The following is a 21,128-nucleotide window of genomic DNA, read 5'->3' on the forward strand; positions in this document are numbered from 1 at the left end:
TAACAACGCGCCGGTCACCAGGGGTATGCGGGGCCCCGTACGCCCACCTCCGTGACGGCCAGGGGGGTTCTGCGCCGGGGTACGCTGAGCGCGCGGCCCGGCTCCTCGGGAGGCCGGGCCCTCCGGCCGGCAGGGGCCCCGTCGAGGAACGGAGCGGATCTGTGGAACTCGCCTTCGCGGGACCGGTGATCGAGTGGCGGGGTCCGTCGCCGTACTACTTCATCGCCGTCCCCGACCCGGAGGCCGCCGACATCCGGGAGGTGGCCGCCGTGGCCACGTACGGCTGGGGGGTCATCCCCGTCGAGGCACGCATCGGCGCCATCACGTTCACCACGTCGCTCTTCCCGAAGGACGACGGCTATCTGCTGCCGCTCAAGAACGCCGTGCGCACCCCGCAGGGCCTCGCGGTCGGCGACGACGTGGCCGTGGAGATGACCGTACGACTGTGACCCCCGGTCGTCGGCGAACCGCCCCGCGACCGGGACACCCCGGCCCGCCCGGCACCGGCCGGCCGCCCTCAGGCGCTCCGGGGGCGCGCGGCGAGAGCCTTCAGCATCTCCCGCTGGTGCCGGTGGCCGACCGTCTCGTACCCGACCACCGTGACGAAGGGCGCGAGCATCACCACCAGCAGGCACACCGCCGTCGGCGCGCCCGCCGCGGAGAGCAGCACGGCGGCGGCCAGCACTCCGAGCGTGAGGGAGATCAGCAGCAGGTGGAAGCGGTCCGTCGCGGAGAGCAGCAGCGTGTGCAGCAGGTAGACCATGAGCAGGAAGAGGCCGACCGGCAGGGCCAGCGACAGGATCACGGCGACGCCGCCGATCTCGGCGTGGTGCTCCAGATGCAGTCCGGCCACATGGAGTCCCGCACCCGCTCCCGCGATCCCGACGAACACCGGGATGTGGCCGTAGCCGAAGACGTATCCGCGACTGCGGCGGTACACGAGGAGGTCGCCGAAGGGCACGGCGAAGTACACCCACCACATGCCGAAGGTGAGACCCACGCCCGCCACGACGACGGCGATCGCGTTCCCGGTCCAGTGCGTCCCGCCGGCGCCGCCGAGGAGGTCACCGGAGGAGGCGACCGTGCCGACGACCCCTTCGCCGAGGGTGATGATCGCGAACAGGCCGTACCGCTCCGCGACATGGTGCGGATGCCAGGGGGTGCCCCCGGCGCCGCCCTGACTGAACACCGGCAGCAGCAGCTCGACCGCCCCGAGCAGGGCGAACGCCACGAACGTGACGGCCGGCGGCAGCTCCGCGAAGCCGACCACCACCCAGCCGGCCTGCGCCAGGACCGTCCAGCGGATGTTCGCCGTGCCGACCAGGTGGAACGGAGGCGACTCCCGGGACGCCCGCCACCACTGGAGCACCATGGCGACCCGCATCACGACGTACCCGATCACCATCGCCCGCAGTTCGAGGTGACCGCCCTCCTTGATCGAGTCGAACATCGCCGGGAGCCCCAGGGAGAACACCACGACCCCGATCATCTGGAGCATGGTCAGGCACCGGTAGTGCCAGTCGTCGGTGTCGAAGGCCGAGGCGAACCAGCTGAAGCTGATCCACGCGACGCTGATCGCGAACATGGCCAGCACGAACCCGGTGAGCGCCTTGCCGGGCTGCCCCTCGGCGATCATCTCGGCGTAGTCCGACGCCGCGGTGCCCACCGCGACCACGAACGTGAGGTCGAACAACAGCTCCAGAGGTGACGAGACCCGGCCGGGCTGTTCCGGATCACGGCCGCTCATGGGCACTCGGCTGTGGGCCAGTCTGCCGCCACCGGGACCGCCGGTCCGCTTCGTTCCGCTCATGCGCAGCATGATGCCGCCTCGGCGGCCCCTCGGCTCACACGCAACGGCATCGCCGAAGCGGTGATCCCGGGCGAGGCCGCCACGGGTCTGCCCGATCACGACTACGTGGACCGGGAGGCCGCCAGGAGCGTGCCGGCCCGCGTGGTGCCCAACGGCGAGGGGAGCGAGTTCATGATCACGTTCTTCCGGCCCCCGGGCTTCACCGACGACTACTTCGACCAGCAGATCGCGCTCGTCGACAAGGAGATGGCGGCGCTGAAGAGGGAGCTGGAGGTGACCACCTGATCCTCCGTCACCTCCAGAATCAGCGATGGACCCGCGGCGACTCCTCCTGCGTCGCGGGCGCCGCCATGGGGTGAAAACCCCCCGCGGGGACCTGGAACCGCCCCCTCCGCGCCGCCCGGTATAGGGAAAACCCTTGAATGCCCCCGGCGTGACTGACATGCGCGAGTCAAAGCTGGAATTCTCCCCCCAGCACATCGCACTTCCATGGTGTGCGCACGGATCACGGTCCCGCACAGCTCAGCTCGCCCGGGCAGCAGACCCGTCTGCCCGGTCTGTCACCGGCCGCCACCCCGCGGCCGCAGCAGGAGGAGTACGAGTGAGACGCTCTCCCCACAGACCCCTTCCCCACAGAGGTCACAAGCGGGCCACGGTCGGAGCCGCCCTGCTCTCCACCGCGGCCTTCCTCGCCCTCGGCATGCAGGCGGTCCCCGCGTCCGCCACGCCGGCCGCCCCCCACCCCACCCCGCTGCGCACCGGCGGCCTCGAGGCCAAGCTCTCTCCGGCCCAGCACCAGGCACTGGTCAAGAGCGCCCAGCAGAAGACCTCCACGACCGCCCGCACCCTCGGGCTCGGCGCGAAGGAGAAGCTGGTCGTCAAGGACGTCGTCAAGGACAACGACGGCACCCTGCACACCCGGTACGAGCGCACGTACGCCGGCCTGCCGGTCCTCGGCGGCGACCTCGTCGTGCACACCCCGCCCGCCTCGCAGGCCTCGGGAACCGTGAGCACCACCTTCGCCAACAAGCGGGTCATCAAGGTCGCGAGTACGTCCGCGACCTTCACCAAGTCCGCGGCCGAGACCAAGGCCCTGAAGGCCGCCAAGGCCCTCGACGCCGAGAAGGCCACCACCGACAGCGCCCGCAAGGTGATCTGGGCCGGCACCGGCACCCCGAAGCTCGCCTGGGAGACCGTGATCGGCGGCTTCCAGGACGACGGCACGCCCAGCCAGCTGCACGTCGTCACGGACGCCGTCACGGGTGCCGAACTCCACCGCTACCAGGCGGTCAAGACGGGTATCGGCAACACCCAGTACAGCGGCCAGGTGTCGCTGACCACGACGCAGTCGGGCTCGAACTACACGCTCACCGACGGGGCGCGCGGCGGTCACAAGACGTACAACCTCAACCACGGCACGTCCGGCACGGGCACGCTGTTCTCCCAGACCAGCGACACCTGGGGCAACGGCACCACCTCGAACGCGGCCACGGCCGGCGCCGACGCGCACTACGGTGCCGCGACCACCTGGGACTTCTACAAGAACACCTTCGGCCGCAGCGGCATCCGCAACGACGGCGTCGCCGCCTACTCCCGTGTCCACTACGGCAACGCGTACGTGAACGCGTTCTGGGACGACAGCTGCTTCTGCATGACCTACGGCGACGGCTCCGCCAACGCGGACCCGTTGACCTCGCTCGACGTCGCCGGCCACGAGATGAGCCACGGCGTCACCTCGGCGACCGCCAACCTCAACTACACCGGTGAGTCCGGCGGCCTGAACGAGGCGACCTCCGACATCTTCGGCACCGGTGTGGAGTTCTACGCCAACAACAGCACCGACGTCGGCGACTACCTCATCGGCGAGAAGATCGACATCAACGGTGACGGCACGCCGCTGCGCTACATGGACAAGCCGAGCAAGGACGGCGGTTCGGCGGACAGCTGGTACTCCGGCGTCGGCAACCTGGACGTGCACTACTCCTCGGGCCCGGCGAACCACATGTTCTACCTGCTGTCCGAGGGCAGCGGCACCAAGGTCATCAACGGCGTGACCTACAACAGCACGACCTCCGACGGCGTCGCCGTCACCGGGATCGGCCGGGCCGCGGCCCTGCAGATCTGGTACAAGGCACTGACGACGTACATGACGTCCACCACCAACTACGCGGGCGCGCGCACCGCCGCCCTCAACGCGGCGGCCGCCCTGTACGGCACCAACTCCACCGAGTACGCCGGGGTGGGCAACGCGTTCGCCGGCATCAACGTCGGCGGGCACATCAACCCGCCGGCCAACGGTGTCACGGTCACCAACCCGGGCAGCCAGTCCTCGACCGTCGGCACGGCGGTGAGCCTGCAGATCCAGGCGACCAGCACCAACAGCGGCGCGCTGACCTACAGTGCCTCCGGTCTGCCGTCCGGGCTGTCGATCAACAGCTCGACCGGCCTGATCACCGGCACGCCCAGCGCGGCGGGCTCGTACAGCACCACGGTCACGGTCACCGACTCCACCGGCGCGACCGGCACCGCGAGCTTCAGCTGGACGGTCAGCACGACCGGCGGCGGATGCACCTCCACCCAGCTCCTGAAGAACCCGGGCTTCGAGTCGGGCAGCACGAGCTGGACCGCCACCAGCGGTGTCATCACCACCGACAGCGGTGAGGCGTCCCACAGCGGGTCCTACAAGGCCTGGCTGGACGGTTACGGCTCCTCGCACACCGACTCCGTGTCCCAGTCGGTGACCATCCCCGCGGGCTGCAAGGCGACCCTGACCTTCTACCTGCACATCGACACCGCGGAGACCACCAGCAGCACCCAGTACGACAAGCTGACGGTGACCGCCGGTTCCAAAACCCTGGCCACCTACTCGAACCTCGACAAGGCCTCGGGTTACAGCCAGAAGTCCTTCGACCTGTCCTCGCTGGCGGGCTCGACGGTCACCCTGAAGTTCAACGGCGTGGAGGACTCCTCGCTGCAGACCAGCTTCGTGGTCGACGACACGTCCCTGACCACCGGCTGACGACGGACCGAGCCGTACGACAGCGGTCCCGCACCCCGTTCGACGGGGTGCGGGACCCTTGCCGTGTCAGCTCAGCGGATCCAGCGTCAGATACGCCTGCTGCGGGTTGCCGTCGTGCACCAGGGACTCCTGGTTGCCGACGTCGTCGAAGGCGAACGCGTACGCCTTGCCGTCCGCCATCTGCGCGTGAACGGCGCGCGCGTAGTGGTTGGTCACCGCGTCCTTGTAGAAGTTCGCGGTCGTGGTGTCCGGCTGGTTGGGGTCGACCAGCAGGGTGGAGCGGTTGAAACCGGCGCACAGGGTCCGGGAGATGGGCCCGCGGACGTTGTCGTTCGGTGCGTCGAGCAGCTTGTGGCAGCCGAAGACGCTGTCCGCGTCGGGCTTCTGGAAGCTGGTGACGACCGCTCCGGAGGAGTTGGTGAAGTTCATGACGTTGCCCGAGACCCGGCCGTAGTACTTGGTGTTCGGCTGGTCGGTGAACGGGGTGACGGTCAGCGTCGAGGTCGTGTACTTCTGCCAGACCCGGTTGACGTAGTCGTCCATGACGTTCGCCGGCAGCGCGCCGGTCTCCACGCCGTACAGCGGGGAGAGCGCGCGCAGCACGGTTCCGTCGGAACGCGTCTGGATCAGCTTGCCCCAGCCGCCCGACTGCCCGCGCAGGGCGTTGAAGACACCCGTGTAGCCGCCCGACTTGAGGTGTCCGGTGCTGCCGGTGCTGCCGTCCGCCCGCTGCACCCCGACCGCGTAGGGCGCCGAGAACATGTCCACCTGGGTGCTGTTGAACCACAGCCCGGCGTCGTTGAGCGTGTATTCCGACCAGTTGAAGAGGATGTCCCGGTTGGGGTCGGAGGGGTTCTGCACGGCCGGCTGCACCAGCCCGCCGGTGGTCAGTCTGAAGTCGAGCTTGCGGCCGTAGGAGAAGTAGATCCGGCCGGAGAACTTGGGGATGCGAATGGTCCTGGACTGTCCGGCGGCCGGTCCGGGGATCGCCGCGTCCGGTGCGGGGGTCGGGGGGTTGCCGCCTGCCGGCCAGGCGTGGAAGGTGCCGTTCGCGTCGGCCCAGCCCTGCCTGCCGGAGGACAGCTGGGTGCCGAGGTCGTAGACGTAGACCGGGTCGGAGCGGCCGGAGTTGTTGGTGATCTTCAGGGGGACGGTGTCCGGTACGGCGGCGTCCGCGCGTTCCGTTGCGCCGAGCGCGAGCAGTCCGCCGACGAGGGCCGCCGCGGCCGCCAGGGGCAGCGCGGGACGTGTGAGCCGGTGAGGCACTCTCCACCTCCGTGTGGGGTCGGGGTCGTACGGACTTGGTCCGTACCTGTTTGAGAGCGCTCTCAGCGTCGTGCGAGGACGCGTCCATGTCAATGATGTGGACGGGATCGGCCCGGCGCCCGCCGTGCGGCGGACGCCGGGAGCCGGTGCGGGGCGGTGACGGCGAGTCCGTCCCCGGCAGGTCAGGGCCTCGTGTCAGAAGGTGCGCGCCAGCAGGCCGAGGAGTGCCGCCCAGTGCCGTTCGTCCCCCTCGCGCTGGTAGGCGCTCGTGTCCGCCTGCGTGTAGCCGTGCGGAGCACCCGGGTAGACCTCGCAGGTGTGCCGTACCCCGGCCGCCGTCAGGGCCTCCTCGAACCGGGCGATCTGCTCCGGCGGCAGCGACGGATCGTGGTCGGCGTGCCCGAAGTACAGCTCCGCGGTGATGGCCGGAGCGCCCAGGTGCGGGCTGCCCGGATCGTCGGTGGCGAGCCGGCCGCCGTGGAATCCGGCCCCCGCCGCGACCCGGTCCGGGTGCGCGGCCGCCGTCCACAGGACGAGCCGGGCGCCCATGCAGTACCCCGTCAGCGCCACCGGGCCGTCGGCGGCGAGCGGGCTGTCGGCCAGCCAGCGCAGGTAGGCGGCCGCGTCCCGCTCCACCAGATCGGGCGTCAGTGAGGCCACGACCGGGCCGAGCCGCTCCCAGATACTCGGATCCGCGGCCGGGTCGATGAAGTCGGGCAACCCGACGACCGGGGCCCGGCCCAGGCGGTAGAACACGTTCGGAACCAGCACGGTGTATCCGGCGCCGGCGAGCCGGTCGGCCATCGCCCGCAGATGCGGGCGCAGGCCGTACGCGTCCTGGTAGAGCAGCACGGCCGGGCGGGGCCGCCCGTCGGCGGGGTGGACGAGATAGGCGTCGGCGACACCGTCCTCGGTGGGGACGTCGACGGCGGTTCCCTGGACATCGGACATGTGAGAAGGCCCTCCCTGATGGGCGGCGGGCGGCGGTGGTGTCCGCGACGCCGCGGCTGCGGCCCATGCTGTCACGCAAGATCACGACCGCCGCGGCCGGTGCGCCGTGTCCTCACTCGAAGCGGGTCGTGTCTCCCGCCCCCCGCCGGACGATCTCCGCCTCCCCACTGGAGAAGTCGACCACCGTCGTCGGCTCCGTACCGCAGTCGCCGGAGTCGACGACCGCGTCCACCGCGTGGTCGAGCAGGTCCTTGATCTCCCAGCCCTGGGTCATCGGCTCCTCCTCGTCCGGCAGCAGCAGCGTGCTGGACAGCAGCGGTTCGCCCAGCTCCGCCAGCAGCGCCTGGGTGACCACATGGTCCGGGATGCGCACGCCCACGGTCTTCTTCTTGGGGTGCATCAGCTTGCGCGGCACCTCGCGGGTGGCCGGCAGGATGAAGGTGTAACTGCCGGGTGTGGAGGCCTTCACCGCCCGGAACACGTCGTTGTCCACGCGGACGAACTGGCCGAGCTGCGCGAAGTCCCGGCACATCAGCGTGAAGTGGTGCCGGTCGTCGAGATGGCGGATCGAGCGGATCCGGTCCATGCCGTCCCGGCTGCCCAGCCGGCAGCCCAGGGCGTAGCAGGAGTCGGTCGGATACGCGATGAGCGCCTCCGACCGGACCGCGTCGGCGATCTGGGCGATGCTGCGCGGCTGGGGGTTCTCGGGGTGCACGTCGAAGTACTTCGCCATTCACCGAGCTTATGCCGTTCCGGGCCGTCGCACGCGCAGGGCGGGTACCCGGTCGCCGTACCCCGGGAACAGCGGCCGCACGGCCCCGCGAAATTCTCCCGAATTCCCGTGTGTATGCCGTGGATTCCGGGGCAACCGACGGAAGAGTCGCCCGGAGCAGTCCCCCCGCCCGGGCGCGGCGTCTCCGCCGGCGAGCCCACACCCCCCCCGGGCCGCCGGCGGAGCCATGTCTGCCTCCGGCCCGCATGGGCACCCGCACGGTCGGGTAACGTCCTGGGACGTATGCCCAGGTCAACGCGGAGACGAAGGAGAACGGCACGTGGCCGGCCGATCGGAGGGGGGCCAGGTGTCCCCGCAGCGCTACGGCGGTGACGGCGACTGGGCGGAGCAGTTGCTCGGCCATCTGCGGCCCGCCGGACGCGACCTTCGCCGGCTCGTCGCCTGGCTCGCCCGGACGACCCACGCCTCGGTCTGCCTCGAGGACGCGGCCGGCGGTCTGCTCGCGGGGGAGCGGATACCGCTCGACGCCCCGGTGGCCGTCGACGTCGCGACCGGCAGGGTCTCCGCCGCGGCCCTGCAGGACGGGGCGCGCCATGTCCGCCTGGTCGGCATTCCGCATCCCCGGCCGGGCTCGGCCGCGGGAGCGGTTCTCGTCGTGGCCCGGGCCGATCCCTTCGACCGGCACACCGCCGAGATCCTCGGCCACACCGCCGGAGTGCTGGAACTGCTCCTGCGGGAACGGGAGCTGTCGGACACCGGGCACCGGCTGCGGCGGGTCACGGCCGACCTGCGGCTGGCCATCCTGCAGCTGCTCATGGTGGAGGACACCGTCTCCGCCCGCCGGGTCGCCGCCGGTCTGTGGCCCGGCCTGCTGGAGGAGGACACCGCCCGCGTCTACGTCATGGAGGGGGCCGCCGCCGCACGCGACGCGCTGGCCGACGCATGCGGCGACGCCACCGACGGCCTGGCCCTCGTCGTACGCTGCCCCGCGATGGACGGCCACGTCATCGTCGTCGGCCCGTCGGGCGAGGTGGAGGAGCGGCTGCGGTTCCTGGTCGCCGACCGGCCGGGCACCTTCCTCGGCGGCAGCACCCGGCAGCGCCTCGCCCTGACCGCCACCGCCTACACACAGGCCGTCACCGCCCTCGCGGTGGCCCGCTTCCACCCCGCCCGGTTCGCCGTCTACGCCGAACGGACCCGCCCCGAGCGGCTCATGGACCCCGCCGTCCTGCGGGCCTGGTCCGCGGCTCTGCTGCGCCCGCTCGACACGCTGCCGCACCATGTGCGCGCCGAACTCGTCGCCACCACCCGCCTCGGCCTGGAGTTCACCGCCGTGAGCACGGCCAAGGTGCTCGGCGTCAGCCGCAACACCGTCCGCGCCCGCATCGACCGGGTCGCGGCGCTCATCGGCGCCGACGTCTCCGCCCCGGCCGTCCGGGCCCTCGCCCAGTTGGCGCTCAACACCGAGGCGGCACACGGCCCCTACGACCCCGGCGGCACCGCACCCCACCCGCGGGAACCCGTCCGCCTCCCGGACCTGCTCGGCACCGGCGCGCTCCGCGACTGGGCCGGGTCCCTCCTCGGCCGCCTCGACGGGGACGGCCGGGATTTGCGCGGAACCCTGCGCGCCTGGATCGACGCCGACGCGAACGCCGAGAGCGCCGCCCGGGCTCTCGGCGTGCACGCACAGACCGTACGGGAACACGTCCGGGCCGCCGAACCCGTCCTGGAACGCCGGCTGCTGTCCGGCGGCACCGACCTTCACGAGGTCGTCCTCGCGTTCCTGATCACCGGTGAGGTCGCCACGCCCCGCCTGGGCCCGGCGAACCCGGAACAACCGGACGCGCCTGTGCACCGGTGAGTGCCGCGCGGGACGCACCTGTGCACCGGTGCGCTACCCCCGGCGTGGCACCGCACGTACCTTCGGCATTCCGCGGGGCACGACCGGAACGGGGGACCGGTCGCGGCCCCGCGCTCCGACCCGTCGCCGCGCCCCGCTCATCCCCCGAGCCGGGCCGGGATCTCCTGCCAGCCGTGCGCGATGAACGACGGAACGCGCCGCAGATCGCCGGTGCCGACCGCCAGGCGCAGCCCCGGGAAGCGGGAGAAGAGGGCCGGCAGCGCCGTCAGCGCCTCCAGCCGGGCCAGCGGAGCCCCGATGCAGCGGTGCACCCCGATCCCGAACGCCAGATGCTCCCCGGCCTCGCGCGCCGCGTCGAACACCGCCGCGTCCTCGCCGTACCGTGCGGGGTCCAGGCCCGCCGCCGCGTACGTCGTGATGATCGCGTCCCCGGCCGGGATGGTCACGTCCCCCACCGGCAGATCGTCGACCGCGAAGCGCAACGGCAGCGCCGCGATGGACGGATGCACCCGCAGCGTCTCGTCGACCACCGCGTCCCAGCCGACCGCTCCGGAGCGCACCGCCGCGAGCTGCGCCGGGTCGGACAGCAGTGCGACCACCGCGTTGCCGATGAGGTTGACGGTCGTCTCGAACCCGGCCCCGACCACCAGCAGCAGCGTGTGCAGCAGCTCCTCGTCGGTGAGCCGGTCCCCGTCGTCGTCGCGGACCGCGATCAGTTCCGTGGTGATGTCGTCGCCGGGACGCGCGCGCCGGTACGCGATCAGCGCCCCCAGCACCGTACCGATCCGCTCCTGTACGGACGTGGCGTGTTCCGGACTCATGTCGGAGGTGTCCATGATGTCGGCGATCAGCCGCACGGCATCGGCCCACAACTCCTCCGGCACACCGAGCAGTTCGCAGATCATGCGCATCGGCAGCGGATGCGCGAGCCCCGCTCGCAGGTCCACGGTGCCGCCGTCGTCACCCGCATGCTCCAGGGCGTCCAGCAACTCGCCGGTCAGGGCGGCCACGCGTGGCCGCATCGCCTCGGTACGCCGGTGCGTGAAGCTCGGCGCCACCAGCTTGCGCAGCCGGGTGTGGTCCGGACCGTAGGTGGACAACATGTTGACCACACCCACCCAGGTGGCCATCCAGCTCCAGGACGGATGCCGGCCCAGCTCTGGCCACAGCCGCCAGTGCCGACGGGCGTCCTTGCTGACCCGCGGGTCGAGGACGAGTTCGCGAAGGGCGTCGTAGCCGGTGGGTGCCCAGGCGGGGATCCCGCCGGGCAACTCGACCGGTACGACCGGGCCGAGGGCGCGCAGCCGTGCGCTCTCGGCCACGATGTCGCTGCCGAAGGGGTCGAGGGCGAGGCGGTCGGTCACGGTCACGACGGTCTCCAGACAGGTCGGCATCTCGTGAGGCGCTCGCCGCCCAGTACACCCTGCCGACGCCCCGGGGCCCATGGTGCGGGCCGGTTCGGCCGCCGAACTGGCCGAGTTGTCACCTCACCTGGCCGAAGGCTGCGCCGGCAGGTCGAAGACGTGCTGCGGAGAGATGACCCGGGTGACCGCCTGGCCGAACAGGGTGCTGGGTTCCTCGTCGTCGTGGCCGATGTCGGTGTTGAGGAGCACCACGACGCTCGTCCGCGTCGACGGGAGGTAGATGGCCAGGGACTCGTAGCCCGGCAGGGAGCCGTTGTGCCCGATCCAGCCCTGCACGTCGAAGATGCCCAGTCCGTACCCGGCGCCCGGGATGGGGGTCGCCGGCGTGACGAGCCGCTGCTTCTGCATGGCGGGGCTGATCATCCGCTTGCCGTCGGGCAGTCGGCCGGTGGCGACCGTCGGCGCCCAGGTGTGCAGGTCGTCCAGGGTGGAGATCATCGCTCCGGCCGCCCAGCCCCAGGACGGGTTCCAGCCGGCGGTCTCGGCCACCTTCCCGTCGGCCGTCTGGTCGGTGTAGCCCTGTGCGTGCGGCGCGGGGAACTCGCTGCCCGTCGGGAAGACGGTGTCCTTCATGCCGGCCGGGCCGAGGATGTGCTGCTCGAAGTAGTCCCCGAGACGCTGACCGCTCTCCTTCTCCACGACCAGCCCGAGCAGGATCAGGTTGGTGTTGGAGTAGAAGAACTTCTGCCCCGGCTCGAAGAGCACCGGATGCCTGAACGCGTAGCCGAGCAGCTGCTGCGGGGTGAAGGGGCGCTGCGGGTCGGACGTCAGGGCCTTGAAGAAGTCGTCGTCCTCGGAGTAGTTGAACAATCCGCTCCGCATGCCGGCCAGTTGCCGCAGCGTGATCCGGTCGCCGTTCGGCACGCCGTCGATGTATTTGCCGATCGGGTCGTCCAGGCCGACCTTGCCCTGGTCCGCCAGCTGCAGCAGCGCGGTCACGGTGAACGTCTTGGTCTCGCTGCCGATGCGCATGAACAGGTCCGGTGTCATCTTCCGGCCGCTCGCCTTGTCGGCGACCCCGAACGAGCGGACGTAGTCGGGCTGCCCCGGCGTCCAGATGCCGACGGTGACTCCGGGGACGTTCGCCTCGCGCATCACCCGCTCCACCGAGGTGTCGAGTTGGCGTGCCACCGCGGGGGTGAGCGCCCGGACGTCGGGTCCGGAGGGGGACGGTGCCGGCGAGCCCGCGGTGGACGCGGCGGGCGGGGCGGCCGGTACGGCGCCGGCGGCGGTCGGCGCCAGCAGCGTCGCCGCCGTCACGGCGACCAGGGCCCCCCTGCGCAGGTGTGCGGATCGATGCGACATGGGCTGACTCCAAAGCACGTGAGACGCGAACGTGCGGTGAGCGGGACGTCAGGGGCCCGAACCGTCACACAAGGATAGGAGCGGCCCTCCCGCCGCGCCCGTCGGAGCGGGTGCCCGCGCCCGTGCGCGCCGAGCGGGATGCTTGTCCGACAGGCGGAAGGTCCCGTTCGGGCGATGGCCTCACCCGACCCGGTGAGGCGCCGGGGCGGGGCGTACCGGGGACCGCCCGTGCGCGTTGCCCCGGCATGAACCGCTTGGAACGGACGGACCGCCCGCAGCGGGCCGACATCCCGGGCCGTCGGGTGGACCGGAACCGTCGGACGGACGGGACGGGGGAACCGATCTACGACCGGCTGGTCGCGGAGTGGCGGGCACAGGGACGCGCCGTCCCCACCGAGCCGGACCCGCCGAGCCCGTCCCCGTCCTGACCCCGGACGCGCGTTCCGCGAACGAACGCGCTCGTCCCGCCGGTCCTACTGCCCGTGCACCGGTGTGAGGACGGTCAGGGTGGCGTTGGCCTGCCTGAGGGCGTCCTCCAGGGTGCCGGGGGAGTGCAGCGCCCCGGTGCCGTCGGGCGGCACCAGCCATTCGAGGAAGCGGGCCGGCCGGTACGGCGGCGGGACGGCGACCCAGGATCCTTTGCCCGCGTAGCGCAGGCCCGCGCCCACCCAGCTCTCCGACGGGTCCGGCGGTACGAGGAAGCCCACCCGGCCCGCCGCGGTGTCCACCAGGGTCGGTCCCGGCACCGGCAGCTCGGGCCGCCACAGCAGGTCCAGGGTGAGCAGCCCCAGTCGCTCGGGAACGCTGAGCACGTCCCAGAAGCGGCCCGCCTCCAGCAGCGCGATGCCCTCACCGTGGTCCCACTCCCACTTGCAGGCGCGCGGGTCGGCCGCCGCCGCGGCCAGCCATTCGATGCCCCGCATCCACATCGTGTTCGTCATGCACTGCTCCGGAAGTCCTCGCTCGCCTGCTCTGGGCGCAGGGAGCGGCGGTGCCGGGCACATCGTGCGTCTGCACAGCAACCCGGCATATGCATGCTCGTAGATATTTCTACGTGGCGGAAGGGGTGGCGCGGCCTGGCGTTTGAGCCGACGCTTTCGAACTCCGCGCGAGGGTTCGTCGGTCGAGCCAGGGGGGATCCGTGACCCTTTCGATGGTCCATTCGCCGAGCGCAATCGAATCGTTCGTCGCAACAGCGGATTCGATCGTCGACTCTTGAGGTCTTCGCCGATTCAGTCGTACAGTCGGGTCATTCGCCGTCTCCTCCAGCGAGGTACTTCATGGACCGCACGCGACTGCACGCCCTCCTGGCCCGCGAGAGCGCCGAGGCCGAGCGCCGCAACCCGCGCTCGCGGGAGGCCTACGCGCGGGCCGACCACCTCTTCGGCCGGGTGCCGATGACCTGGATGAACAAGACCGCCGGCGCCTTCCCGCGCTATCTGGCCGGCGCGCGCGGCGCACGTGTGACGGACGTGGACGGGCACGAGTACATCGACTTCTGCCTCGGCGACACGGGTGCGATGGCCGGCCATTCGCCCGCGCCGGTCACCGAGGCGGTGCAGCGGCGCTTCGCGGAACTCGGCGGGGCCACCGCCATGCTGCCCACGGAGGACGCCGAGTGGGTCGGCGCCGAGCTGACCCGGCGCTTCGGCCTGGCGCGGTGGAGCTTCTCCCTCACCGCGACCGACGCCAACCGCTGGGCGATCCGGCTCGCGCGGGCCGTGACCGGCCGGCCGAAGGTCCTGGTGAACAGCTACTGCTACCACGGCAGCGTGGACGAGTCGCTGATCGTCGTCGGCCCGGACGGCGACGGCACCGCCCGCGAGGGCAACGTCGGCGCGCCCTGCGACGTGACGCTGACCAGCCGGGTCACCGAGTTCAACGACCTCGCCGGACTGGAGCGCGAGCTGGCCCACGGCGACGTCGCCGCCGTCCTCATGGAGCCCGCACTGACCAACATCGGCATCGTGCTGCCCGAACCCGGCTACCTCGCCGGTGTCCGCGAGCTGACCAGGCGGTACGGCACGCTGCTCATCAACGACGAGACCCACACCTTCTCCGCCGGCCCCGGCGGCTGCACGGCCGAGTGGGACCTCGAACCCGACCTGCTGACCATCGGCAAGGCGATCGGCGGCGGCATCCCCGCCGGCGCCTACGGCCTCTCCGCCGAACTGGCCGAGCGGCTGCTGGCCCGCGCGGATCTGGACCTCGTCGACATGGGCGGGGTCGGCGGCACCCTGGCGGGCAACGCGCTGTCGGTCGCGGCGACCCGGGCCACGCTGGAACACGTGCTCACCGACGCGGCGTTCGCCCGGATGACCAAGCTCGCCGAGCGCTTCGAGGCGGGGGTCCGGGCCGGTGTCGAGGCGCACCGGCTGCCCTGGTCCTTCAGCCGGCTCGGCGCCCGTACCGAGTACCGTTTCACCGCACCGGCACCCCGCACCGAGTCCGCGGCGGCCTCCGACCCGGAGCTGGAGGACTTCCTGCACCTGTACCTGGCCAACCGGGGCATCCTGCTCACCCCGTTCCACAACATGGCGCTGATGTGCCCCGACACCACCGAAGGGGACGTCGACACCCACACCGCGGTCTTCGCCGCCGCCCTCGACGAACTGAACGGCTGAACCACGCGGCTGCCGCGCGGGACGACACGGAAGGAGACGCGTGGACGAGATCGACCGGGCCATCCTGCGCGAGCTGCAGACCGACGGCCGGATCGCCTACGCCGACCTCGGACCGAAGGTCGGCCTGTCCGCCTCGGCGGCCCGGCAGCGCCTGCAACGCCTGCTCGACTCCCGGGCCGTGCAGGTGGTCGGCGTCACCGATCCGATGGCCATGGGCGGCCAGGCGATGGCGCTGCTCGGCATCCGGGCCGACGGCGACCCCCGCACGCTCGCCGACGCCCTCGCCGAGCGCCCCGAGGTCGTCTACTCGGTGCTGACCTCGGGCGGATTCGACCTGTTCGCCGAGGTCGTGGCCCCCGGCCCCAAGGCGCTGCTGGACTTCGTCAACGACGTGGTCCGCCCGATCGACGGCGTCCGCGAGATCGAGTCCTTCCCGTATTTCGGCATCCACACCCACCGCTTCCTGTGGGACGTGGGCTGACCGTCCGGGACCGGGAGTCCGGGCCGGGTCACGTGACCTGCGGCCCGGGCACCAGCACCAGCATGGTGGCGTCGTCCCGGACCTCGTAGCCCAGAGCCAGCAGGTCCCGCCAGACCGCCGCGGGCAGCTGGGCGGACGCCGTGGACGCCGTACCCGCCAGCGCGGCCAGCCGCTCGGGCAGCGGATAGAAGGAGTCACCCGCGTCCCGGGCCTCCCACACCCCGTCGGAGGCCAGGACCAGCCGGTCGCCCGGACCGAGTGCCAGGGCGACCTCCTTCGGCGGGTCGTCGCCGAGCAGCCCCAGCCCCAGCGGCGGACAGGGCGGGACGGTCACCTCCACGGCCTTCCCCTCGCGCAGCAGAACCGGCGTCGGATGACCACAGGTCACCACCCGCACGGTCCGCGCGTCGGGCGAGAACTCCAGCAGCACCCCGGTCGCGAACAGCTCCGCGTGCCGCACACCCGCCGAGTCCACCGCCAGTCTGCGGTCCATCCGCCACGCCACCGACCGGAGGTCCGGCTGGTCGAGCGCGGCCTCCCGGAACGCCCCGAGCAGCGAGACCACCGTCGACACCGCCGCCAGCCCGTGCCCCTGCACGTCCCCCATCACCGCACGGACCCCTTTCGGCCCCTCCCGCACGTCGAAGAAGTCACCGCCCACCAGCGTCCCGTCCTGCGCGGTCCGGTAGAAGCCCGTACAGCCGATGCTCCCGACCCGCTCCGGCAGCGGGGGCATGACGGCGCGTTGCACGGCCTCGGCGATCGTCCGCTCGGTGTCCAGCTGGGCGTCCCGGCGACTGCGCACATAGGAGACGAACACACTCAGCGCGGCCACGAAGGCGATGGTCAGCAGATCGGTCTCGCCCGGGCGGTTCAGATGGGTGCCCGGAAGGTGCAGCACCAGGAGCACCGCCACACCGAGGAACGCGGTCGCCACCGGGCCGTACGACAGGACCGCCAGCGGTGGGATGGCCCCCAGCAGGAAACCGAGATCGCTCGCGTGCGGACTCACCAGCGCGGCCGCCGTGACACCGGCGAGGAGCAGCAGCGGCAGCGCCCGGACCCACCACGGCGGGGGCGCGCCGCGCAGCCAGCCGCGATCCTCCTGGTCCCGGGGAGAGGACCTGCCGCGCACCGCACTCACATCCCCAAGCTACGCCGACGACCGGGCCGCGGCCTCCCTGCCGGCGGGCCGGGACGGGCACCGGCGAAAAGCGGTGGACAGCCCCGTCGCGGCCCGCCTACCGTCTGACCGCACGCCCGAGACGGACGGAAGGAGGCGAGCGTCATGGCCACAGTCATCCTGCGCTCCCCCCTCCCCGTCGTCCGGGTGTGCCACGCCTGACCGGGAGCGCGCCACTTCGCAGAAGCATCCCGGAGGATCCGTGACCGACCTGGTCGTCCGCACGCTCGACGAGAGCAGTGCCCACCTGTTCGACACCATGCCCGACCCGCTGGCCTTCCGTGAGAAGCACCGGCGGACCCGCTACCGCGCCGACTGGCGCCGCATCGCCGTCCGCGGGGGCCGCACCGTGGCCCGCGCCGCCTGGTGGGGCCGGCCCGAGGACACCGAACCGCTGCTGATCAACTGGTTCGACGTCGCCGAGGGCGAGGAGGACGCAGGGGCCGAGCTCCTGCGGACCGCGCCCTGGCACCCCGACGAGATGGATCTCGACCTGCCCGCCGGCTGGCGGGACGACCCGCTGCTGCGGGCCGCCGTGGACACCCGCACCAGCGCCGCCCGCAAGGGCGGCTACGCACCGCTGGTGGAGCGCTTCCTCTACCGCTGGACGCCGGAGCGGGGGCTGCCCGAGCGCCCCGGACGCCTGGTCTTCGGCGGGGAGCCGGACGACACCGTCTTCCTCGACCTGCTGCGCCGCATCCACTCCGAGACCCTGGACGCGCACGCCCTGCGTGCCATCGCCGAGGGCGGGGTGGACCAGGCCGCGCGGGAGGAACTCGACGTCTTCCACTGGATGCCCTCACCGCGCGACTGGTGGCAGATCGCCCGCACACCCGGCGGCGAGCCGGTCGGTGTCCACATCCCCGCCCGCAACCCCTCCGGGCCGTGCGTCGGCTTCATCGGCGTCGTACCCGAACAGCGCGGCCACGGCTACGCCTACGACCTGCTCGCCGAGTGCACCCACTTCCTGACCGGACACGGCGCCGAGTTCATCGCCGCCGCCACCGACCAGGGCAACCTCCCCATGGCCGCGCACTTCACCAGGGCCGGCTACCCGGTCGTACGGGAGCGCGTCAACTTCTGGGCCGAGCGCGGCTGACGGACCGGGGTGCCGGGGCCCGTGCCCCGGCACCGCACGGCGGGGAGGTACGGCGGGCGCACCGGCCTAGTCGGCACCCTCGGCCAGCCGGGCCTCCGCCGCCGACAGGATCTCGGTGACGCGGAGGCCGAACGAGGCGTCACAGGCGTGCGGACGTCCCGTGCGCGCGGCCGTCACCAGCGCGTCCGCGGCCCGCGACAGCGCGGGGACCGCACCCTCGGAGCTGCCCGGCATGACCGACACCCCCGCCTCCCCCCGCAGCTCCACATCGGCACCGGCTGCGGCGGGCGGCGCCGTCAGGCTCAGCGTCAGGGTGCTCGACGCACCCGTGGCATGGTCGAGCACGAGGTGCACGGTGTCCGCGGGGCCGTGCACCGCCGCCACGACCTGGCGTACGTCCCCGAGGACGGGGAGCAGCACGGACAGGGCGTGCGGGCCGACGTCCCACAGCGCGCCCTTCTCCCGCCGCCAGGGCGAGGCGGCGAACGGGCTGTCGGTCGTGAACACCGCTCCGAGCCACTGGTCCCGCGCCGTGAACCAGCCCGCCTCGGCGGCCTGTTCGTCTATCCAGGCCTCCGGCTCCTTCTGGAAGCGAGCGGTGAAGAACACCACCGACGCCACACCGGCCCGCTCCGCCGCCTCCGCCACCTCCCGGGCCCCGGCCACGGACAGCGCCAGCGGCTTGTCCAGCAGCAGATGCCGGCCGGCCCGTGCCGCGCGCACCGCCAACTCCGGCTGCACGGACGGCGGCAGAGCGACCGCCACCGCGTCCACGTCGGCCAGCAGGGCGTCCACGTCGGCATAGGCGGCGACGTCGTACTGCTCCGCGAGCTCGGTGGCCGCCTCCGGCCGGCGCCCCCACACTCCCGCGAACTCCAGGCCGGTGTGCCCGGCCAGGGCGGGGGCGTACGCCGCCCGGGCCCACGGGCCCGTGCCCAGCAGTCCGATGCGCATGTCGTGATCCTCTCTCCGAACCGTTCCCAGCACCCTCAAGATGCTGTGCTCCGCTCGCCGTCCGCACACGTGCGGCCCGCGTCCTCCTGACCGGCCAGCCACTCGGCGATGGTGGCGGCGATCGGCTGTCCGGTGTCCATCTCGACGAAACCGAACTGGCCGGACTGGTTGCACTCCAGGAACCACCAGATCCCGTCGGCGTCCTCGACGAAGTCGAAGGCCCCGTAGGCCAGTTCGGCCTCCCTCAGATAGCGCAGTACGCCCTCCGCCACACGTGGGGGCACGTCCACGGGCAGCCAGGGGGAGACCGACGGCGCGAAGCGGACGTCCACGTCGTCGGGATGGGCGTCCGGGTCGGTCGGCTTGCGCGCGGCGAGCAGCGTGCCGCCCACGGCCGTGAGCCGGACGTCCGCCCGTTTGGGAACCCGCCGCTGGAGCAGCGTCGGGCCGTAGGCGACCGCCGTGAAGTCGGCGTCCGGCGCGACCCGGCTGGTGGGCACCGCACGCGGCGGCTCCTGCGGATGGGCGCCGGAGACGGGCTTGACCACCAGGTCCGGGAACCGCTCCGCGAACTCCCGCGCGGCCTGCGGGAACGTCGTGATCAGGGTGGCCGGCACGGCGAGGTTGCTGCGCTGGGCGAGATGCAGTTGCCAGGGCTTGTGGCGGGCGCGGCGGGCGGCGTCCGGATGGTTCATCCAGCGCGCCCCGGTGGCGCGCAGCATGCCGTACAGCGCCTGCGACGACTCCTCCGTCAGCCAGGCGGACGGCTGGGGCGCGCGGGCGGCCGCGTCACCGGGCCTGCGCACCCAGACGGAGCGCAGGCCGTTCATGCTCACCAGGCGCCCGCCCACGGACAGATGCCCACGGCAGGCGCCCCGCACGTACTCGCCCGACAGCGCGACCCCGTTGGTGAGATCGGCGGGGTCGAGCCGGACGACGGGCACGCCCGCCTCGCCCAGCCGGAGGACCACCATGTCCGCCGTCACGTCCTCTTCACTGGTCAGGATGAGCACGGTCATCTTCCAGGGCCCGCGGTTCAGTCGTCGAAGTGCGTCTTGGAACCGGCGGTCGACGTCGTGGTTCCGAGAGCTCTCAGCGTGGCGTGGTCGGTGGCGGCTATCCGACCGTCCGGGAGGACGTTCAACTGCAGTCCGGAGTCGTACGCATACGGAGTGGTGACGTCCAACTCCACAGCGGGCCGCGCGTAGTTGAGCGTGAACGGTTGCATGTTCTCTCCCTGATTCGGCTTTCACGTCCTTATACGATTCGAACGGGTGATTGGTTTCCTTACGCTGCGTGATCGCCGCCCCGGAGGCGGCCCGGCAAGGGTCCCGCAAGCAAGGAGACAACGGAACGTCGGCCGGTTGCGACGGCGCCCGGCGGGCGCGCGACGGTGCATGGCCGACGGGTCGTTGGTGACGGAGTGTTGTATGTCACAGTCGGTGAGGCGGTGGCCCCTGCGCCCCGCGGGTCACCTCGCGAGCGCGTCCCGGGCGGCCTCCAGGGCCTGTTCCGCGTATCCGCGCCCGAACAGCACCGCGTGCACCAGCAGCGGGAAGAGCTGGTGCACACCGACCCGCTCCCGCCAGCCCTCGGCCGGTGGCGCCGCCTCCTCGTAGCCGGCGAGCACCCGCTCGAGGTGGGGACAGCCGAACAGCCGGAGCATGGCCAGGTCGGTCTCCCGGTGCCCGCCGTGCGCGGCCGGGTCGATGAGCCGGACCGATCCGTCCGCGCCCCACAGCACGTTCCCGTTCCACAGGTCGCCGTGCAGCCGGGCGGGCGGTTCGGCGGGCCCCGCCAGGTCCGGCAGCCGCTCGCAGAGCCGCTCGAACACCGTCGCCTCGGCCGGACGCAGGGTGCCGCGGTCGACCGCGCCGCGCACGTACGGCAGGACCCGGTGCTCGGCGTACCAGGCCGGCCAGTCCGTCCCCGGCACATTGCGCATGGGGGCGAGGCCGATGTAGGCGTCCTCCGGGCCGCCGGGCGGGGGCATCCCGAAACGGGCCGCGCCGGCCGCGTGCAGGGCGGCCAACGCCTGGCCGAAACACATCGCCGCTTCGGGATCGGCGGGCCCCGTGGGCACCCGCTCGGTCACCATCCAGCGCTCGTCGTGACCGAGTACCGCGGGCACCCCGACCGCATCCGCGGCGGCCAGCCAGCGCAGCCCGGCCACCTCGGCGCGAACGGCCCCGGGCGCGTCGCCGCGCTTGACCATCACCGGAGTCCCGCCCTCCAGCGTCACTTCGGCGGGCGATCCGGGCGCCGTCCCGCCGGCGACCACCGGGCGGCCGGTGAGCCGGGCCGCCGCCTCTCCTGGTCCCTCGTACCCCTGGGTCACGGCCCCAGAGTACGGCCCCGAAGTCACGCCCCGCGCCCGGCACTTGGACCATTACTACGACTGTTTCCAGCCAAACCCCG

Annotated in this window: 19 protein-coding genes; 7 read left to right on the forward strand and 12 right to left on the reverse strand. The window is 72.3% G+C overall.

Translation table 11 applies throughout. The features are described 5' to 3' along the window. Positions 1–161 precede the first annotated feature (161 nt). Positions 162–449, forward strand: a complete 288-nt coding sequence (locus tag BLW57_RS35795; RefSeq protein ID WP_093479849.1) for a DUF1905 domain-containing protein — start codon at positions 162–164, stop codon at positions 447–449. A gap of 68 nt (positions 450–517) precedes the next feature. On the opposite strand, the gene BLW57_RS35800 is transcribed toward BLW57_RS35795, so the two are convergent. Further along, complete coding sequence (locus BLW57_RS35800; protein ID WP_093479850.1) at positions 518–1,747, reverse strand: low temperature requirement protein A; 1,230 nt, start codon at positions 1,745–1,747, stop codon at positions 518–520. Between the two features lie 123 nt (positions 1,748–1,870). Here BLW57_RS35800 and BLW57_RS35805 point away from each other — a divergent pair, with 123 nt between their 5' ends. Then, positions 1,871–2,095 (forward strand): hypothetical protein, encoded by a 225-nt coding sequence (locus BLW57_RS35805; RefSeq protein ID WP_093479851.1) that lies wholly within the window; start codon positions 1,871–1,873, stop codon positions 2,093–2,095. A 415-nt stretch (positions 2,096–2,510) separates the two neighbouring features. After that, entirely contained in the window at positions 2,511–4,829 is a 2,319-nt protein-coding gene (locus BLW57_RS35810) for a M4 family metallopeptidase (RefSeq protein ID WP_176985989.1), read from the forward strand. A gap of 66 nt (positions 4,830–4,895) precedes the next feature. Here the strand turns inward: BLW57_RS35810 and BLW57_RS35815 are convergent, their stop codons facing one another. The 3 genes from BLW57_RS35815 to BLW57_RS35825 all read right to left on the reverse strand — a co-directional run bounded on the left by BLW57_RS35815 (position 4,896) and on the right by BLW57_RS35825 (position 7,779). Continuing rightward, positions 4,896–6,095 carry a glycoside hydrolase family 64 protein gene (locus BLW57_RS35815; RefSeq protein WP_093479853.1) on the reverse strand — a complete coding sequence of 400 codons (1,200 nt, stop codon included), beginning with the start codon at positions 6,093–6,095 and terminating at the stop codon, positions 4,896–4,898. 195 nt (positions 6,096–6,290) lie between these two features. Beyond that, positions 6,291–7,046 (reverse strand): dienelactone hydrolase family protein, encoded by a 756-nt coding sequence (locus BLW57_RS35820; RefSeq protein ID WP_093479854.1) that lies wholly within the window; start codon positions 7,044–7,046, stop codon positions 6,291–6,293. A 112-nt stretch (positions 7,047–7,158) separates the two neighbouring features. Then, entirely contained in the window at positions 7,159–7,779 is a 621-nt protein-coding gene (locus tag BLW57_RS35825) for an L-threonylcarbamoyladenylate synthase (protein WP_176985852.1), read from the reverse strand. 319 nt (positions 7,780–8,098) lie between these two features. Here BLW57_RS35825 and BLW57_RS35830 point away from each other — a divergent pair, with 319 nt between their 5' ends. Continuing rightward, positions 8,099–9,640, forward strand: coding sequence for a helix-turn-helix domain-containing protein (locus BLW57_RS35830; RefSeq protein ID WP_256339668.1), 1,542 nt, complete (start codon positions 8,099–8,101; stop codon positions 9,638–9,640). 137 nt (positions 9,641–9,777) lie between these two features. On the opposite strand, the gene BLW57_RS35835 is transcribed toward BLW57_RS35830, so the two are convergent. From BLW57_RS35835 to BLW57_RS35850, 3 genes are all read right to left on the reverse strand, one after another. Then, positions 9,778–11,010, reverse strand: a complete 1,233-nt coding sequence (locus BLW57_RS35835) for a cytochrome P450 family protein (protein WP_093481065.1) — start codon at positions 11,008–11,010, stop codon at positions 9,778–9,780. A gap of 117 nt (positions 11,011–11,127) precedes the next feature. After that, positions 11,128–12,369: a serine hydrolase domain-containing protein gene (locus tag BLW57_RS35840; RefSeq protein WP_093479856.1), complete on the reverse strand. Its 1,242-nt coding sequence runs from the start codon at positions 12,367–12,369 to the stop codon at positions 11,128–11,130. Between the two features lie 473 nt (positions 12,370–12,842). Then, positions 12,843–13,310, reverse strand: a complete 468-nt coding sequence (locus tag BLW57_RS35850; protein WP_093479858.1) for a hypothetical protein — start codon at positions 13,308–13,310, stop codon at positions 12,843–12,845. 339 nt (positions 13,311–13,649) lie between these two features. Here BLW57_RS35850 and BLW57_RS35855 point away from each other — a divergent pair, with 339 nt between their 5' ends. Next, on the forward strand, positions 13,650–14,993 hold the full coding sequence (locus tag BLW57_RS35855; protein WP_093479859.1) for a transaminase: 1,344 nt from the start codon (positions 13,650–13,652) through the stop codon (positions 14,991–14,993). Positions 14,994–15,033: 40 nt separating this feature from the next. Beyond that, positions 15,034–15,474 (forward strand): Lrp/AsnC family transcriptional regulator, encoded by a 441-nt coding sequence (locus tag BLW57_RS35860; RefSeq protein ID WP_093479860.1) that lies wholly within the window; start codon positions 15,034–15,036, stop codon positions 15,472–15,474. A 28-nt stretch (positions 15,475–15,502) separates the two neighbouring features. Here BLW57_RS35860 and BLW57_RS35865 read toward each other — a convergent pair whose 3' ends face one another. Further along, positions 15,503–16,618: a PP2C family protein-serine/threonine phosphatase gene (locus BLW57_RS35865; protein WP_093479861.1), complete on the reverse strand. Its 1,116-nt coding sequence runs from the start codon at positions 16,616–16,618 to the stop codon at positions 15,503–15,505. A gap of 241 nt (positions 16,619–16,859) precedes the next feature. On the opposite strand from BLW57_RS35865, the gene BLW57_RS35870 reads away from it, so the two are divergent. After that, a complete protein-coding gene (locus BLW57_RS35870) occupies positions 16,860–17,756 on the forward strand; it encodes a GNAT family N-acetyltransferase (RefSeq protein WP_093479862.1) in 897 nt (298 codons plus the stop codon). 66 nt (positions 17,757–17,822) lie between these two features. On the opposite strand, the gene BLW57_RS35875 is transcribed toward BLW57_RS35870, so the two are convergent. The 4 genes from BLW57_RS35875 to BLW57_RS35890 all read right to left on the reverse strand — a co-directional run bounded on the left by BLW57_RS35875 (position 17,823) and on the right by BLW57_RS35890 (position 21,048). Continuing rightward, a complete protein-coding gene (locus BLW57_RS35875) occupies positions 17,823–18,710 on the reverse strand; it encodes a Gfo/Idh/MocA family protein (RefSeq protein ID WP_093479863.1) in 888 nt (295 codons plus the stop codon). A gap of 35 nt (positions 18,711–18,745) precedes the next feature. Continuing rightward, positions 18,746–19,729 carry an ATP-grasp ribosomal peptide maturase gene (gene tgmB, locus BLW57_RS35880; RefSeq protein ID WP_093479864.1) on the reverse strand — a complete coding sequence of 328 codons (984 nt, stop codon included), beginning with the start codon at positions 19,727–19,729 and terminating at the stop codon, positions 18,746–18,748. A gap of 17 nt (positions 19,730–19,746) precedes the next feature. Next, entirely contained in the window at positions 19,747–19,938 is a 192-nt protein-coding gene (gene tgmA, locus BLW57_RS35885) for a putative ATP-grasp-modified RiPP (RefSeq protein ID WP_073894229.1), read from the reverse strand. Between the two features lie 243 nt (positions 19,939–20,181). Beyond that, positions 20,182–21,048 (reverse strand): fructosamine kinase family protein, encoded by an 867-nt coding sequence (locus BLW57_RS35890; protein WP_093479865.1) that lies wholly within the window; start codon positions 21,046–21,048, stop codon positions 20,182–20,184. Positions 21,049–21,128: the final 80 nt, after the last annotated feature.

The organism is Streptomyces sp. 1222.5 (assembly GCF_900105245.1).
GTDB lineage: Bacteria > Actinomycetota > Actinomycetes > Streptomycetales > Streptomycetaceae > Streptomyces > Streptomyces albidocamelliae.

Bases quoted from the DNA above. Each gene is read 5' to 3' on its own strand.
- BLW57_RS35800 (WP_093479850.1), bottom strand. From the start codon at position 1,747: ATGAGCGGCCGTGATCCGGAACAGCCCGGCCGGGTCTCGTCACCTCTG.
- BLW57_RS35810 (WP_176985989.1), top strand. From the start codon at position 2,511: ATGCAGGCGGTCCCCGCGTCCGCCACGCCGGCCGCCCCCCACCCCACC.
- BLW57_RS35820 (WP_093479854.1), bottom strand. From the start codon at position 7,046: ATGTCCGATGTCCAGGGAACCGCCGTCGACGTCCCCACCGAGGACGGT.
- BLW57_RS35825 (WP_176985852.1), bottom strand. From the start codon at position 7,779: ATGGCGAAGTACTTCGACGTGCACCCCGAGAACCCCCAGCCGCGCAGC.
- BLW57_RS35840 (WP_093479856.1), bottom strand. From the start codon at position 12,369: ATGTCGCATCGATCCGCACACCTGCGCAGGGGGGCCCTGGTCGCCGTG.
- BLW57_RS35850 (WP_093479858.1), bottom strand. From the start codon at position 13,310: ATGACGAACACGATGTGGATGCGGGGCATCGAATGGCTGGCCGCGGCG.
- BLW57_RS35855 (WP_093479859.1), top strand. From the start codon at position 13,650: ATGGACCGCACGCGACTGCACGCCCTCCTGGCCCGCGAGAGCGCCGAG.
- BLW57_RS35875 (WP_093479863.1), bottom strand. From the start codon at position 18,710: ATGCGCATCGGACTGCTGGGCACGGGCCCGTGGGCCCGGGCGGCGTAC.
- tgmB (WP_093479864.1), bottom strand. From the start codon at position 19,729: ATGACCGTGCTCATCCTGACCAGTGAAGAGGACGTGACGGCGGACATG.
- tgmA (WP_073894229.1), bottom strand. From the start codon at position 19,938: ATGCAACCGTTCACGCTCAACTACGCGCGGCCCGCTGTGGAGTTGGAC.